Origin of the sequence: Legionella norrlandica, assembly GCF_000770585.1 — a bacterium.
Lineage (GTDB): Bacteria > Pseudomonadota > Gammaproteobacteria > Legionellales > Legionellaceae > Legionella > Legionella norrlandica.
This window is the reverse complement of the sequence record NZ_JNCF01000027.1, coordinates 1-15,534: the sequence shown is the minus strand read 5'-3', so window position 1 is coordinate 15,534 and position 15,534 is coordinate 1. Positions and strand designations below refer to the sequence as shown.

The window sequence follows — 15,534 nt, the reverse complement described above, 5'->3', positions numbered from 1 at the left end:
ATGGATACAAATTCAATTTTTATTCGTTTTATGAATATAAGTGATCATAGTTTGAGTTGTCAAGAAAAAGTGAATATAATTTCAATCAAAAGATTTTATATTCATAATCGCTGGTTATATGGAGAGACAAAATTGACTCATAATTCACTATTAGATGATATGATTTTATCGATAGTACAAACTGAAAACATTGCTGAACAAAGTGATTTACAACACAGTTTAAAAAAGAGAGGATATGATATTCCCCAAGCGACGCTATCCCGTCGCTTGAAAAAAATGAAAATAGCAAAAGTTTCAGGTTATTATAAAGTTATTGATTATAATCAGCCTGGATTACCTCTAGTCCTTAACATACAATTTTCCGACTTTGGGCTCATAATTTTGCAAACCACCTGGGAACGCCAACAGCCTTGCTTATTATTTAGATCGGAAATATGTCTCATTCAGTATCAAAGAAACTTCAAATTCAGGTATTTTAGGTACTATTGCGGGAGATGACACTGTATTACTCATTATTAAAAGCAAATCTTATCAACAAAAAGTGAATGACATTTTACGGAAAGAATTTCCTTATTTATTTGCCGCATAACGGCAGTTTTAACTTACAATACCCCGAGCAAGTCAGTACGTCGGCGCTGGGGAGCAAATTAATAGGCAACATTCCTAAAGTTTTTATACGGCTTTCCCCAGCTGAAGGTAAAATACTTTTAACCGCACTTTAAATCACGCCCCTAAATTACTTGAATTATGTTGTGAGGTACGATAGTCTATCCAAACTTAATAGTTAGGTTATTCCGCAACTCTCGATTCCTCCGGTGCTGATGTAATACGTAACTATGTGTCGAGGAATACTTAAATATAACAATATTGAGGTATTCTTATGCAGAACGTCAGTCGACTAACACCATCCCAATCTCATACAAACACTTTTGGAGACTTTATGAAAAAGACCCTTTTTTCTTTTGGGCTATGCCTTGCCCTTATCTCTGGAGCATTCGCTTCTAACAATGTTCTGGATCAATTGAACTCAGAGGTAATAAACATCCTTGCACCTTTTCAAAATGAAACAACATCTGCGCAATTAACTTTTAATGCAATAGAAACTAATGCCGAACGTATCGTGAAAGTTGCTGTGAATGGGTTTTATAAAAAGATTGGTTCACAAAACATCTTCGAAGTTAAACTGGATAACTTAAGTTATGATTATGGTAATGGATTATCTCCCACAACCATTATTAAAAGCTCAGTAGGAATAGATTTTACCAAGCTCTTGCCACAAGAACAGCTTAATATGATGATTCCAATGGCATCAGAAATGTTAGAGCAAATTGCAAAAGAACAGTATGAAGATTATGGGGATGCTATTTCCATGCGAAGTGTGATTACCTCAACTACTAAGGATAGCGAAGGTAACTATACTGCCCTTACTGCTTTAGTCTCAGCAAAAGTCGATCTATCAAAGCTTCCTGAAGATATGGCAAGTGAAAACGTTATGGCGACTGATGTTGTTTTCTCACTCACCATAAATCTAAAAACCGGTGTAGCAGTAGATGCTTTTTTTATAAGCAATCCAGATTACATTGGATTTAAAGAAAATGAAATAGGTTTGAAAGAAGTTCTTGATAAACTGCTTGCTCGCGATGAAGAAGCAATGGATGAAATACTAGGGCTTATTCAAACAATAGATGAGATAGCCACCCAACTAGTAGAAATGAATAATCTATTAAAATATTTTGGCATAAAAAGCCTCATGAAAAATAGTTAATACAAACGATAGGTGACACTGATGGAGTATAGCGCTTCGTAGTGTTTACTCTTGATCTGACAGCCACCTTATAAAAAACCACCCACTGTCAGATCAAAGTTGAACTACAACACTTAACCAAGTCGCCTACTCGTACAATCAAAATTCAGTGCAATCATATCTATGCTTCTATTATTGCCTACTGCAAGTTAGAACTCTTGAAGGTAAAAACTCATTTAAATCACTTTGCTATTAAGTACAAACTCATTGTTCGAACAAACCAAATTGCCTGGCAGGAGCTCAAAAATATGACCGCTTAAAACTGATCGTGCGTAACATGAGTTAATCACAAAAAAGAAGGCTGCAAAGAAAAACAGCCTTGAGTAAAGTAGCTCTTAGCTTATGTTAATTTCTAGTATCTTGCATGACGTGCTTTGGCTTCATCGTTGGCTGCAATGATCTCATTGAGCTTATCCATGATAATAAAAGTAACTTTCAATGGGAATTTTTCTATAGGTTTACCTTCTTTCATGTATGTACCACCAAAATGTAAAACTCCCTCTGCTTTTTCACCATCAAGGGAATCCTTCAGGTAGTTTAAAAACTGCTCTTCTTTTCCGCTAATGACTAGCATATCATATCCCTTCTTAAAATTATTAACATCATCGTAATTTCGTGTATCATTGATTTTATAAATTTGAGTTAAAAGCGAACTAAAAACATCCATATCAGAGGGATTAAATAGGCCTGGTTTTCTAACCACTTTCGCTTTGAATCCATTCATTTCATTGAGTTTATCCATAACAATATATGTAATAGCTAACGGGAATGTTTCCACCTGTTGTCCATTAATAACCATAGTGCCAAAAAGCTGCACTCCCGATGCTCTTTGTGCATCTATATTTTTTTTGATGAAACGTAAAAACTCATCACCTTTATTTTGCTGAAGTAGTTTTTTGTATTCTTCATTAAATTCAGTGATATCATCTTGCTTAGCTTCATCACTTATTTTATAGATTGAGTTAAGGAGTCTTCTATAATAATAATAATAATTTCCCATAATAATTTTTTCCTTTTAGGTTAAATTTTCAGGTGCAATGGTACCTGAAAATTATTAAGAAAATATTAAATTAGACCAATTAGATTAAAATATAATCTAACTGGTATTTATCATCCAATTTTACGATAATTGTTTGGCAGTATTTTGCCATTTCCATTTTGATTTTATTGACTTCTTTCTTAGATTCTGGGGGCAACTTGTCAAAAACACCATAATTTGATTTTATTAAATCTAAGGAATCATTTTTTCTTTTATAAATTCTTTCAGTACATCTGTGGAAACTAGTTCTGAGAATTGATGCATTTGTGTCCAGCAATCGAGGTGGATTCGGCGCTACTGAGCATGTCATTAGAAACAAGATAGAGAATTCCTGTTGAACCGTTTTCGTTTTTGAATACTTTTTTCAGGAGCCTCACGGGGAAGTCTAGGCCTCTAAGCCAGACTATGTGGGCCATATCCTCTTCAAGCTCTAGTGCTCTTGCTTGTTGGAACCGTCCGTTTTTGGCATCGTTTTCAGATAAAGCTAATGTGCGATTAGACTTAATCACTATAAAGATCAAGCATATCCATTGTATTCCCTCCCTAAAATTAAGGGCGGAATTCTAAGGCTTTTTAGTCAAACTACAAGTTCTTGTGCGTAACATGAGTGATTTAGAGGGTAAAAGCGATCACTTTTTGGCTTGTTAGGCAGACTCAGTCCATGCAGCACTAAGATCAGGACTGAGGATGATCTGACTGACAGCTATATAGCAGGAATTGCCGCGAGGCTATTAATGACTAGGTACTGTGGGACTGGGATGCCTGTACGATTAATGGTTGGCGTAGATTGTCTAGGGACTGTTTAAGATCACTAGTCCTCACCTCATCAATGGCCGTTAGTGCGTTCAAATCGATGACCGCAAATGCAATGTCCCCGGCGCCAGCCGCCCACCACTCACGAGGTCTACAATCGTACCTCCACCGTAATATACCAAATGAAAAACCAAGACCAGAATCCACCGAGTAAGAGTCGGGAGTAAACCACAAATAATACTCATTAGTATCCAACTTACGAAATTTGAGTTGTCGTTTTAAGTTGGTTGGATTAGTCGCATCCAATAAGGCTTGGTTATTAGTGACATCCTCAAAAGAGCGGTCCGGATGACAGTACTCTTGCGCAATATGAGCAGGCACATCACGTTGGGCACGGCCCACTTCTTCTACCCAGATTTTATCGAGTTGTTCCCAATCCGCACCAGATTTATTTGGCTTTTCATTATACTCCTTCACATAATGCTCTAATGCCCTTTTTAATGGGGTCAGGTCAAAATGCGTTTCCCAATGGTCAATAGTATTCCCTTGTTCATCTCTAGTGGTATAGTGCAAGCCTCGGGGTTTGGGGTGTTCAAAAAGTCCTGCGTCTGGAGGAAGATTTACAAGTTCTTCTATTTGTTGTACTCGTTCCAAAATAAATTGTCTGGTGTCTTCATCAAGTCTAATGTGCTTCTCTAACATCCTTTGCATATGAGAATCTTTAGCCCAATAGGCATATTCATAGGCCGTGCAGGTAAAGGTGCGGCCTGAGTAGTCGGTGAATGCGATGTTATCGGCTTTCAAAAGCTCTTGCGCCAGTTGTGGGTCTTCTTTTTGCAGTAGTGCCTCTGCTTCGTCTTGCTGCCCATAAGCCACATGTTGTAAAAACTGTCTGGCATCAATTTTCGGTTTAAAATCGGGACGTTCTTGTTTGAATTGTGTTAACAGAGTTTTTTTGAGTTTGGGGTCTTCATAGCGATTAATATCTTCATATAAAACCTGCAAAGCATGGTTATCCATTTTCGATAAATCAAGCTCTACTTCTTTAAGGTCTGCATGAATGAAGTCATTTTTATGAGGGATGACGTTATCAGGTTTATCCACCGTTTCAAAATCTTGTTGGGCTGCTTGCAAGAAGGCTCGTGTAGGCTCATCCAATACCTCATTGGAAAAGCTGGTTTGTAAAAAGTGAGCAAAATGGGTGACAATACAGCCCTGATGAGTTACAAAGAGCCCTTTCTTTTCGCTTAATAGCATAAACTCGTCAAAATGCGGGGAGTCCTTGATAAGTTCATAATGGGATTTAAATCGTTCTTTCAGCTTTGGAATATTGTCTTTAGGAATAGGGCTTTTTAATTGAAAGACATCCTGGTGTCGATTCATATAATCTATCAAGGCTTCTTCTACTGAGAAGCTTCGTTCCAGTGCGTGTTGTACTGTTTGGGCTAAGTGGCTAATGAGTTCAAAATTGGCTTCTAAAATCTGACCCCAATCAGCATTGGTTACTCCTTGAGTACGGCAGGCGATATTAAGCTCTGCTAAAAAGAACTGGGTGAGGATAGAGAGTCGCTCTGCCTCATTCATCATGTAAAAGGGCGAACCTTCAAGACTTTCAAATAGATTAGGTGTGCAATACTCTAATAATGCGTTGATATAATCAAGGTGCGTGGCCAGATTGTCAGCATCAATAGCCAATTGCTCATCCAGATAGGATTGAGTCATGGGGACAGAAGGCGCATAACGAGTGCCTTGGGTTTGACTGAGAGTCACTTCAATGCCTAGATAATCATGGATTTCTTGAGTTAACTTTGCTCTAATCTGTTCAAAATCAACGGGTGAGCCAGAAAACTTTGATAAAACACGTGCAATCAATTGTTCCTTCGATTTAGGAGTAAAAGCCAAGTCCTTATAGCTATCCAATAAGGTATTACCCAGTAAAGAGTCTTTGAGGACAATGAGGCCATGCACCAGACAGTCATGGTTGGCGCTAAATACCGGGGTAATCGCCGTAGTACGCAACTGAACATCCTGCTCTTTTGGCCTTAATATCACACTGTATAAATTCGCTTCTTTAGCCTGCATTAAGCTTTCCAACGGCGCAGGATAGGTGGGGAATACTTTCTTCAAGGACTCTGTTATGCCTTTCTCGTTTTGAATTGATTTCAAAAGACTTAGATAAGTATTAATTTGCAAAAGACGAGCTGCTTTGAGCTCTTTTTCTTTTGAATCAGGACAGTATTTTAAATCAAAAGCCAACGCATCTTTATAATCTTCTAGCATCCCCAGTGCCGTACTTTGTTTGTTAGCTCCCAAAAGGCCAAAAAACTCTTGTAACGAATAGACCGATTTACAGGTATTATCTAAACCTATTTCAGTGCCGCTCATGATAGGCATTAATAAGTGAACCATGTTGGTCTTTGGGTTGACATATAGGTATCTTGGCGCTATTCGCTCTTTCAAAGGGAGTTTCATGAAATTGGACCCGGGGAGCAGTTGTCACCACACTTTACTAATCAAAAAAAGGATCATGCAAAATAATTGTTGAATCTCTTTCAGGACCTGTTGATAACATATCAATAGGAATGCCTAATATCTCTTCTATTTTTTTTAGGTAAGCCTGGGCATTAGATGGTAAATCTCTCAGAACAGTCACATCAGCAGTTGATTCTTGCCAACCTGGAAGTTCTTCATACACAGGGACCAAATCATTGAAGTCCTCAGCTGATTGAGGTGGATGAGATAACAAATGACCTTCGCTATCCTTATAAGCTACAGCAATACGGAGTACATCCAAACCATCAAGAACATCTAATTTGGTCACGCACAACCCGGAAATACTATTTAGCTCGATAGAGCGTTTTAATAATACAGCATCAAACCACCCGCAGCGTCTAGGTCTTCCCGTCACTGCACCAAATTCTTGGCCACGTTCAGCGATTCGTTTCCCAACTTCATCAAGCAATTCAGTTGGAAATGGGCCCCCACCAACCGAGTGGTATACGCCTTGGTAATACCTAATACATAATCAATATATTTGGGGCCGAATCCTGCTCCATTAACCACGGAACCTACGCAAGTATTGGAGGAAGTGACATAAGGGTATGTTCCATGATCAATGTCTAAATAAACCCCTTGAGCGCCTTCAAATAAAATGTTTTCACCCTTTTTTCTATGCTCATGTAGACAGGCTGACACATCACAAACCATAGGCTTTAATGCTTCAGTCCATTGTAATGATTCATCCAACAACAATTGCGCATCCACAGCAGGTTGCTTGAAGTATTCTGTTAAAACAAAATTATGATAATCTAATAATTCTGTTAGTTTATTAGCAAATCGCTCGCTATGAAATAAATCACTCACCCGTAAAGCACGTCGAGCAATCTTGTCCTCATAAGCAGGGCCTATTCCCCGACCTGTTGTGCCAATCGCAGATTTCCCCATGTGCGCCTCACGTGCCTTATCCAAAGCAACATGGTAAGGAAGAATAAGTGGGCAAGCCTGGCTAATACGCAATCGCTCTCTTACATTCACACCTTTGTCTTCAAGCTCCTTAATTTCATTAAGTAATGCTTGAGGCGATAACACCACACCATTTGCGATGTAGCACGTGACATTAGGACGGAGCATCCCTGAAGGGATTAAGCGAAGAACTGTTTTTACGCCATTAATTTTTAATGTATGGCCGGCATTGTGTCCCCCTTGATAGCGGACAACTACTTGAGCATCTTGTGTCAGCAAATCAACAATTTTACCTTTGCCTTCATCACCCCATTGTGTACCCAAAACAACAACATTCTTACCCATGATCTACTCTTTGTTTGCATATCTTAAAAAAATGCGTCTAGATTCTAAAAGCTCAAACGCATTTTGGGATAATGCTATAAAATATCTAACAAAATCCGGCATTATAGCTACTTTTTAACAGCTATACCATCATTTTTTGGCATTGCTTGCTTGAAATAATCAAAAAACGAACTGCTTTGATCCAACACCAAGAGATCTTTTTTACTATAAAAACTTGCTTCATAAGCTAACAAACTTCTATATAAAACAAAAAAGTCCTTGTTCTGGCTATAAGCCTTGGAGTAGATAGTGGCTGCCTCCGCTTCTCCAATTGCCCTGGTTCGTTGAGCATTACTTTTGGTTTTAGCAAGCAGAATCATGACATCAGCATCGGCTTTAGCTCGAATCTGCTCCGCTGCCGCTTGACCATCTGCTCTATGCTTATTCGCAATTTTTTGCATATCAGCTCTCATTCGCTGATAGATGGCGTTACTGGTATTGGAAGGCAATTCAATGCCTTTAATACGAACATCTACCACTTCAATACCTAACTGGCCGGCTTGCTTTTCAGCCGCAGTGCGTAATATTTCCATAACATCATCCCGACCACCAGAAACGGCATCAGATATTGTGCGCTTTCCAAATTGTGCCCGAAGTAGAGTATTTAACTGTTGTTCCAACAATGTTTCGGCTTTAAACTCATTGCCGCCAGTAGATTTAAAATATTGTGCTAAATCTGAAATCCTCCATTTGACATAATAGTCAACCATAACGTCCTTTTTCTCTTTAGTCACAATACGAGTAGATTTAATATCCATCGTTTGGAGACGTGTATCGAAAACTCTCACACTTTCGATAAAAGGAGTTTTAAAATGAAGACCAGGGTTTAATACTTTAACTTTATCAGTCTGAGAATCTTTGACTAACCGTCCTAATCGCAAAATAATACCTTTCTGCCCTTCCATCACAGTAAAGACACTGGTGAACAACAGCAGTAGTATCACAAAGATTAAGATTCCTAAAGTTGTTTTAAATGCATTCATTCCTAATCTCTCTCCTCACTATAGGTCGGTCTTTTAAGTTCTCTTCCAGAAAGAATTAAATTATCCTCCTCATCACTGCTAGTAGTCTTTACAGGCTTGGGAATTTCAGATTGTGGAATATTTTGATTGCCTAATATTTTATCCAAAGGTAAATACAATAAATTTCCCGCCTTATTGTCAACAATAATCTTAGTACTGTTGCGCAACACTTTTTGCATGGTTTCAAGGTACATACGTTCTGCCATAATTTGAGGTGCCGCATTGTACTGAGGCAACAATGCTAAAAATTCTGCCACTTCTCCCTGAGCTGTTAGCACAACTTGCTTCGAATAGGCTTCAGCTTCTTGTCGGATGCGACTGGCTGTACCTTCTGCTATAGGAACTACCTTCGCTGCGTAAGCATAAGCTTGTTCTTTAAACCGTTTTTCATCTTCCTGAGCTTTGATTGCATCATCAAATGCATCCTGAACACTTTCTGGGGCTCTCGCCGGCTGCGGGGACACATTAACAATTAGAATTCCTGTTTTATAATTACTCAATGTCTTTATCAAAGTCTCTTGTACTCTACCGCCCCAAACCTCTCGCCCTTCAGTTATTATTTGGTCTAGAGTAGTAGTGCCAACAACCTGTCTTAAAGCGCTAGAAGTCGCTTGCTGTAAACTTTCTTCAGGATTCGCTACGTTAAATAAATATTCTTTTAAATCATTAATGCGATATTGCACAGCTAAAGAAACAGCCACTAAATTTTCATCACTAGTAAGCATTTGGGCAGAATAGGAGTAATCCAATACCCTATCTACGTTCATGATAATCTTTGATGAGATAAGCCTTGGAATCCAGTGAGGACCAGGACCAACGGTTTCTACATATTTTCCAAAACGAAGAATAACTGCTTGTTCCGCCGGATCAACAATAAAAATACCGGAAAGTGCCCAAAGAATAAAGGCTATTAATAAGACCGTGACAGCCAACAACCCACCGCCAGTACCAGAGGAGTTATTTGATTTGCCTCCCCCCCCCAAGAATGTTTTTTTCAATTTTTCTTGGATACGTTTAAGAGCCTCATCCAAATCTGGAGGCTGATTTTTACCCGACCATGGATCTTTGCCCTTTTCCGGCTCATTCCATCCCATGTAGTACTCCTAGCAATTTCAAATGAATTTAGAATTTTATGGGGTATATGAAGTTTAAGCAAGTAGATAGTTTATCTGAATATTAACCCTCTCATATAATCCGGATCTTTCCATCTTTTGAACGTAGGTTGATACGGAACAGTATAAAATCGCTTAGCGCCAACTGATATTGAGAAAATTTAAACTTCGCATTATTGATCTGGAGCATCTAACCACTTCTTTAAGTCGAAAATCACGATTTACTGCTCGAAAATCACGATTTTTCGAGCAGTCTAACAAAATATTAACCAAGATGGGCTCTTGGTGCTTCATGCTGAGTATCAATGTCTTCATGTACCTTAGGCATAGGAGTAAACATTTCATTCAATACTATCCTGGTACGGCTAGTAGGATGATTTCTTGAGTAACGAACAACAGTACCCCAATCACAGTTCCCTTCCGCAATCATCCAACGCATAGTACTCCAACGATTAGTCACCATTTGACTATCATAGGCTTGGCAATAGCGTCTAACAAATTCCGCATAAAGCTTCAAAGTATTTTTCTCTGATTGTAGATTTTCCGTTGCCGTAGTAGTTAAAGATGAAACATTTTCACCCACATAAGAAGGATCGCTGTATTTTCTGGTTACCAATTCTTCTATGATAAGAGCTGCCTTGCTTGGCATACCTAGCAAACGACGAATAGAACTGCCCCATGAATGATCTGCATAAACAACGTTGTGTAAAGCACTTTCCCTTAGATGACAGCGATTTACAAAAGAATCAACCAATTCTGGCTTATCAGCTAAATAATTACTTACAGCCTGCAATAAAAGTACTCTATTGCTTCTTAACAAATTCCGCATATTTTCATTGCGTGGCATTTCCGCACCGTGACAGAGTAACATTGCTATTCCTCGAAGAGACTCTGCATTATCATTATTTTGAGCCAATCTAACACATAATTCTTCTATTGCGGTATGGCCCGTTTGTTTGTCTTCAAACAAATGATTGTTTTCAGACTCAAGAGACAGTTTGTCTGCTGGTAACTTCAATAAGGCCTCTAATGCATTTATTTTTCCTAAGCGAGCTGCCAAAATGACGGGAGTATCTTTCATGCTGCCTAGAGGATTCGTCAATTGAGCGCCCTGATTGGCCAAGAGGGTAACTCCATCAACATAATCCAAAACAACAGCCTGATGGATGGGCTGAAAAGGAACACGGGCGGAGGTGTGCAAAGTAGCTGCATGTATAATAGGTTTTCTTGCTAAGATAGCTATCAATAATTCAGTACTCTTAGTATCCAATGCCAAAGAAAGTACAGTACGTCCCTTGCTATCACGCTTATTCATATCAAAGAAGTAGCTTTTTAAGCCATCTATCGTAATTTCGACTTTTTTTGCTATTTTGGAAAAAATATCCAAAATATCTGCTTTTCCACTTTCCTTAGGAGCTAAACTATCTTCATCTACTCCAAGTAAATGAAGTGCTAGATGAAGTTTTCCTGCGGCAATTGCTTGGTGTAGTGGTTCGCCAACATTCGCATCCTTAGCTGACTTAAGAACAAAATCTATTTTAGCTACATGATCTTTATCTGGCTCCTCCACACCGTCTTTGGGATCATGATATTGATAGATCAAATAATTTAAAACTGTCATTTGCGAACCATCAGACAACCAAAATAACTGCTCTAAATAATTTTTATTCTCCTCCAATTTTTTTTGAATAAATTCTTTAAATTGAATAAAATCCAATTTTAGAGCTTCATTCATTTCACTTATAAAATCCATAATAATATTTCCTTCAATTGATAGTCATAAACCATTTAACGGACACCGATATTACACAATGGACAATAGAAGATCAAAACATTGTTAATTTTTTTTAACCTTTCCTACAATGCCCAGATCTAACTTTCAGCAACTCATGACAATAAATTCTGCGGTATTATCATAATCTCTTTTGCCAAAGAGCTCGGCATGTGGGATACCTTGAGGGAATAGGGATAAGAGAAAAGGCATAAAATCGCATGCCTAATCCTGTCCAGTATCCTTATTTTTAATAAAAATTAAATCCCACACGCCATGCCCCAAACGCTCCCCTCGCTGCTCAAATTTAGTTAATGGCCTTGAGTCAGGACGAGGAGAATATCCCCCATTTGATTGTTGGTTATACAAAGCAGGCTCTGAAGACAAAACATTTAAAATATGCTCTGCATAATCTTGCCAATCCGTTGCACAATGAATAAAACCACCCTGTCTGATTTTTTTTACCAACATTTTAATAAATTCAGATTGGATCAATCGTCGTTTATGATGGCGCTTCTTATGCCATGGATCGGGGAAAAAGATTTGAACCCCAGCTAATGAATTAGCTTTTATTTTGGTTTGTAGGACCTCTACTGCATCATGTATTACGACACGCACATTCGTCATCTGATGATCATGCAAATCGGCAATTAGGCTACCTACTCCAGCTTTATGAACTTCTATACCAATATAGTTACATTGGGGATTATTGACTGCCATAGTAAACAATGAAGTGCCCATACCAAAGCCAATTTCAACAATTGTATCGGCATCGTCTCGGCCAAATTCTTTAGCAAAATCCCAAGGAGAAGGTTCATCAAACTTCAATTCATAGTTTTGAAGCCAAAGATCTAATCCTTGTTGCTGCCTATTGCTGATTCGCCCGGCGCGCAAGACATAACTTTTAATCTTACGTTGCATTGCAATAACTCAATATCACGATATAAAAGCTGAGGATTATACCTAATCAATAAAACAAAGCAAAAAACAAAGCAAAACAAAGCAAAAATATTGCAATATTTGAATTTTTTTGTTATAAAACCGCTCTTGTATTTCACATCTGGCTATTTTTATAATGAAAGTCCTAAGCTAAGCTAACGATAAGGGCTGTTAATTTTTTTATCTTTGGAGTAACACAATGTCTAGAGTATGTCAGGTAACTGGCAAGCGACCCATGGTTGGTCATAAAGTGTCGCACGCTAATAATAAAACGAAAAGACGCTTCCTGCCTAACATTCAGAATCATAAATTCTGGGTTGAAGAAGAAAATCGATTTGTCACATTAAGATTAAGTACCAAAGGTATGAGAATTATAGACAAATTAGGCATCAAAGCAGTTCTGGATAAAATCAGAGCTAAAGGTGAAAAAATATAACAAGGGGATAAACCATGGCAGCTGTTACAATTAAAGTGAAAATGGAATCCACAGCAGGAACTGGATACTATAAAACCACTACTAAAAATCCACGTAACCATCCAGAAAAGATGGAATTGATGATGTACGATCCTAAAGTACGAAAGCATGTTCTTTTTAAAGAGAAAAAAGTCAAATAACAATAGTTCAGCCCTATTTCTTAGGGCTTCACTTCATACTACCTAAACATTAAGAACCCTAAACGAATATAGTTTTTCTTTAAGTAAGAACACTATTTTTTTATTAATTTGTAACATTTCAATTTAACCCTTTTATTTTATTTAAATTATAGCAGCCTACCGTCTTTACTTTCTAAATTAACCTAGGTAAATACTGGATAATCCTTACGGATCGTTTAAACTGATAAATAATGGCAGAGAAAACAAAGAGGATTTGAATGAAACCGACATTGCAGATTGGCATTGGTCAACATCTCACGTTAACTCCGCAGCTACAACAAGCTATACGATTATTACAATTATCTACTTTTGACTTGCAGCAAGAAATCCAACTTGTTGTTGAATCAAATCCCATGCTCGAAGCAACTCCTGTTGAAGAAAAAGAAGAACCTCAAACCAGTACCAATCCTGATAGCGAAGAATACTTAGATTTTCAATGGTCAAATCTCTATAATAACTTGTACAAACGCAATAATTTTGAAGAAAACGACTATAATTTCGATAATTTGCATTGCACGACCACTAATTTACAGGATCATCTTCATTGGCAACTTGAATTAACGCCGATGAGTGATGTTGACAGGGTAATCGCAACAACAATTATTGATGCCATTAATGATGATGGCTTTTTGACTATACCTGTTTCTGAGATTCATACCAGCCTAAATAGCGATGATTTACCGCTTGATATTGAAGAAATAGAAGCAGTAAGACATCGATTACAATTATTCGATCCGGTAGGGTGTGCGTCTATTAATTTAGCCGAAACATTAGTCGTTCAATTAGAACAACTACCATTAGATCCTAAACTTTTAGCTATAACCAAGAAAATCATTCTAGAAGATATTGAGTTACTTGGGCAACATAACTACCGACAATTAATGAAAAATCATCAAATCAGTGAAAAATCAGTTGATAACATATTACAAATTATCCATAAATTAAATCCAAAACCAGGGAGCCTAATTCATCAAGAGAATACTGAATATATCATTCCTGATTTAACTGTTAAAAAAATAGATAATCAATGGAAAGTATTTCTAAATCAGGATATTCTCCCTCGCTTAAGCATTAATAGGCAATATGCCGCCTTAATTCAACGTGCAGACAATAGCTTAGATAATCAATTCTTAAAGAATCATTTACAAGAAGCGCGCTGGTTTTTAAAAAGCATTCAAAGCCGCCAAGAGACACTTCTAAAAGTAGCGACTTGCATCATAGAATACCAACAAGGATTTCTGGAGCTTGGTGAAGAGGCTATGAAACCATTAATACTTAATGACATAGCCTCTGCCTTGGATATGCATGAATCAACTATCTCCCGAGTGACCACACAAAAATTTATTAACACACCTCGCGGTGTTTTTGAGCTTAAGTATTTTTTTTCCAGCCATGTTAATACCGATACTGGCGAAGAGTGTTCTTCGACAGCGATCCGAGCCGTAATTAAAAAATTAATTTCAACAGAGAATAGAAAAAAACCCTTAAGTGATAGTAAAATTGCCCTGTTAATTGGCGAGCAAGGTATTAAAGTGGCAAGGCGCACTGTTGCGAAATATCGAGAAGCAATGGGTATCCCACCTTCTAATGAAAGAAAAATTATAAGTAGTTAATAATTAGTCAACGAAAGGAGAGTTTTATGCAAATTAACATCACTGGCCATGGTATGGATGTCACTCCTGCACTAAGAGCATTCACCGAAGAAAAATTTGACAGACTTGAGCGCCATTTCGATCATATAAGAGCAATAAATGTAGTATTTGATGTTGAAAAACTAAGACAAATCGCAGAAGCTACTGTACTGGTTACTAAAGGTGAACTCCATGCAAGCTCAGAATCAGAAGACATGTATGCTGCTATTGATGCGTTAGTTGATAAACTGAATCGACAACTTATTAAACACAAAGAGAAACTTCTCGCCCAGAGAGATAGTGACTAAGATTTTAATGTTGTAATTATTGTTTAAAATTGACTAATCCTTTAGGTCTTCCTCAGAGCATTTTGCAATAACATTGGTTATCCTTGGCTTCCAAGTTTTTATACATGCTCTGAGAACGTAGATAAATAACCAATATCCTTCTTTAATATCTATACCTGACACCAGAGACATGATACATTGTACCCGTTATGATCAAAACTAAGATTAAGATAATAAATAGACTCGGTTTACATGCTCGTGCCTCTGCGAAATTTGTATCCACTGCAGCAAAATTTCAAAGTCATATTGATGTAACCAAAGACACACAAACTGTTAATGGCAAAAGCATTATGGGAGTTATGATGCTTGCGGCTAACAAGGGCAGTGAATTGACCTGGGAAATTGACGGCCCAGATGAAGAGGCGATGAATCAGGCGTTGATTGAACTAATTAATAATAAATTCGGCGAAGGTGAATAATCATTTTCGTAACCGCCCGAGATGAATCAAATATGGCATTCCAGCGATACAGCGCGATCAACTACTTATTTTAAAAGTTCAATAACTAGGCCTGCTGACATTTCTCTTTTATGATCTAATCAATGCCTACGCGCCACAATACGTAGTAGTTTATAGGGTAATTATCAACAGATCCTGCGTAACCGTTCACGCCTCTT

At 37.8% G+C, this 15,534-nt stretch carries 12 protein-coding genes and 4 pseudogenes; 8 read left to right on the top strand and 8 right to left on the bottom strand.

Annotation, left to right across the window (positions count from 1 at the left end; translation table 11 throughout):
• Window positions 1-132: 132 nt before the first annotated feature.
• The 3 genes and pseudogenes from OK13_RS08215 to OK13_RS16175 all read left to right on the top strand — a co-directional run.
• Window positions 133-589, top strand: a pseudogene (locus OK13_RS08215) (arginine repressor).
• 351 nt (window positions 590-940) lie between these two features.
• Window positions 941-1,765, top strand: a complete 825-nt coding sequence (locus OK13_RS08210) for a hypothetical protein (RefSeq protein WP_052117621.1) — start codon at window positions 941-943, stop codon at window positions 1,763-1,765.
• 113 nt (window positions 1,766-1,878) lie between these two features.
• Window positions 1,879-2,064, top strand: a pseudogene (locus tag OK13_RS16175) (IS701 family transposase); the annotation flags it as partial.
• A 92-nt stretch (window positions 2,065-2,156) separates the two neighbouring features.
• Here the strand turns inward: OK13_RS16175 and OK13_RS08205 are convergent.
• The 8 genes and pseudogenes from OK13_RS08205 to trmB form a co-directional block, all read right to left on the bottom strand.
• Complete coding sequence (locus OK13_RS08205; protein WP_035889960.1) at window positions 2,157-2,804, bottom strand: hypothetical protein; 648 nt, start codon at window positions 2,802-2,804, stop codon at window positions 2,157-2,159.
• A 326-nt stretch (window positions 2,805-3,130) separates the two neighbouring features.
• Window positions 3,131-3,355 (bottom strand): annotated as a pseudogene (locus OK13_RS16170) (IS701 family transposase); the annotation flags it as partial.
• Between the two features lie 226 nt (window positions 3,356-3,581).
• Entirely contained in the window at window positions 3,582-6,068 is a 2,487-nt protein-coding gene (locus tag OK13_RS08195; RefSeq protein ID WP_035889939.1) for a hypothetical protein, read from the bottom strand.
• Between the two features lie 37 nt (window positions 6,069-6,105).
• A pseudogene (locus tag OK13_RS08190) lies at window positions 6,106-7,403 on the bottom strand (adenylosuccinate synthase).
• Between the two features lie 107 nt (window positions 7,404-7,510).
• Window positions 7,511-8,425: a protease modulator HflC gene (gene hflC / locus OK13_RS08185; protein WP_035889931.1), complete on the bottom strand. Its 915-nt coding sequence runs from the start codon at window positions 8,423-8,425 to the stop codon at window positions 7,511-7,513.
• Window positions 8,426-8,427: 2 nt separating this feature from the next.
• Complete coding sequence (gene hflK / locus OK13_RS08180; protein ID WP_035889928.1) at window positions 8,428-9,558, bottom strand: FtsH protease activity modulator HflK; 1,131 nt, start codon at window positions 9,556-9,558, stop codon at window positions 8,428-8,430.
• Window positions 9,559-9,841: 283 nt separating this feature from the next.
• A complete protein-coding gene (gene ankC, locus OK13_RS08175) occupies window positions 9,842-11,329 on the bottom strand; it encodes a Dot/Icm T4SS effector AnkC/LegA12 (protein ID WP_035889926.1) in 1,488 nt (495 codons plus the stop codon).
• Window positions 11,330-11,572: 243 nt separating this feature from the next.
• A complete protein-coding gene (gene trmB, locus OK13_RS08170; protein WP_035889924.1) occupies window positions 11,573-12,268 on the bottom strand; it encodes a tRNA (guanosine(46)-N7)-methyltransferase TrmB in 696 nt (231 codons plus the stop codon).
• 217 nt (window positions 12,269-12,485) lie between these two features.
• Here trmB and rpmB point away from each other — a divergent pair, with 217 nt between their 5' ends.
• The 5 genes from rpmB to OK13_RS08145 all read left to right on the top strand — a co-directional run bounded on the left by rpmB (window position 12,486) and on the right by OK13_RS08145 (window position 15,337).
• A complete protein-coding gene (rpmB, locus tag OK13_RS08165; protein WP_010946227.1) occupies window positions 12,486-12,722 on the top strand; it encodes a 50S ribosomal protein L28 in 237 nt (78 codons plus the stop codon).
• Window positions 12,723-12,736: 14 nt separating this feature from the next.
• Window positions 12,737-12,901 carry a 50S ribosomal protein L33 gene (gene rpmG, locus OK13_RS08160; protein WP_003635328.1) on the top strand — a complete coding sequence of 55 codons (165 nt, stop codon included), beginning with the start codon at window positions 12,737-12,739 and terminating at the stop codon, window positions 12,899-12,901.
• A gap of 257 nt (window positions 12,902-13,158) precedes the next feature.
• The gene (locus tag OK13_RS08155) at window positions 13,159-14,553 is read left to right on the top strand and encodes an RNA polymerase factor sigma-54 (protein WP_035889918.1); all 1,395 of its coding nucleotides are present in this window, start codon (window positions 13,159-13,161) and stop codon (window positions 14,551-14,553) included.
• Between the two features lie 26 nt (window positions 14,554-14,579).
• Window positions 14,580-14,879: a ribosome hibernation-promoting factor, HPF/YfiA family gene (gene hpf, locus OK13_RS08150; protein WP_035889915.1), complete on the top strand. Its 300-nt coding sequence runs from the start codon at window positions 14,580-14,582 to the stop codon at window positions 14,877-14,879.
• Window positions 14,880-15,067: 188 nt separating this feature from the next.
• The gene (locus OK13_RS08145) at window positions 15,068-15,337 is read left to right on the top strand and encodes an HPr family phosphocarrier protein (protein WP_035889911.1); all 270 of its coding nucleotides are present in this window, start codon (window positions 15,068-15,070) and stop codon (window positions 15,335-15,337) included.
• The last annotated feature ends 197 nt before the right edge of the window (window positions 15,338-15,534 follow it).

Excerpts from the sequence above, each read along its gene's own strand:
- rpmG (WP_003635328.1), top strand. The coding sequence starts at position 12,737 with ATGGCAGCTGTTACAATTAAAGTGAAAATGGAATCCACAGCAGGAACT.
- OK13_RS08195 (WP_035889939.1), bottom strand. The coding sequence starts at position 6,068 with ATGAAACTCCCTTTGAAAGAGCGAATAGCGCCAAGATACCTATATGTC.
- ankC (WP_035889926.1), bottom strand. The coding sequence starts at position 11,329 with ATGGATTTTATAAGTGAAATGAATGAAGCTCTAAAATTGGATTTTATT.
- OK13_RS08145 (WP_035889911.1), top strand. The coding sequence starts at position 15,068 with ATGATCAAAACTAAGATTAAGATAATAAATAGACTCGGTTTACATGCT.
- OK13_RS08205 (WP_035889960.1), bottom strand. The coding sequence starts at position 2,804 with ATGGGAAATTATTATTATTATTATAGAAGACTCCTTAACTCAATCTAT.
- hflK (WP_035889928.1), bottom strand. The coding sequence starts at position 9,558 with ATGGGATGGAATGAGCCGGAAAAGGGCAAAGATCCATGGTCGGGTAAA.
- trmB (WP_035889924.1), bottom strand. The coding sequence starts at position 12,268 with ATGCAACGTAAGATTAAAAGTTATGTCTTGCGCGCCGGGCGAATCAGC.
- hpf (WP_035889915.1), top strand. The coding sequence starts at position 14,580 with ATGCAAATTAACATCACTGGCCATGGTATGGATGTCACTCCTGCACTA.
- OK13_RS08210 (WP_052117621.1), top strand. The coding sequence starts at position 941 with ATGAAAAAGACCCTTTTTTCTTTTGGGCTATGCCTTGCCCTTATCTCT.
- hflC (WP_035889931.1), bottom strand. The coding sequence starts at position 8,425 with ATGAATGCATTTAAAACAACTTTAGGAATCTTAATCTTTGTGATACTA.
- rpmB (WP_010946227.1), top strand. The coding sequence starts at position 12,486 with ATGTCTAGAGTATGTCAGGTAACTGGCAAGCGACCCATGGTTGGTCAT.
- OK13_RS08155 (WP_035889918.1), top strand. The coding sequence starts at position 13,159 with ATGAAACCGACATTGCAGATTGGCATTGGTCAACATCTCACGTTAACT.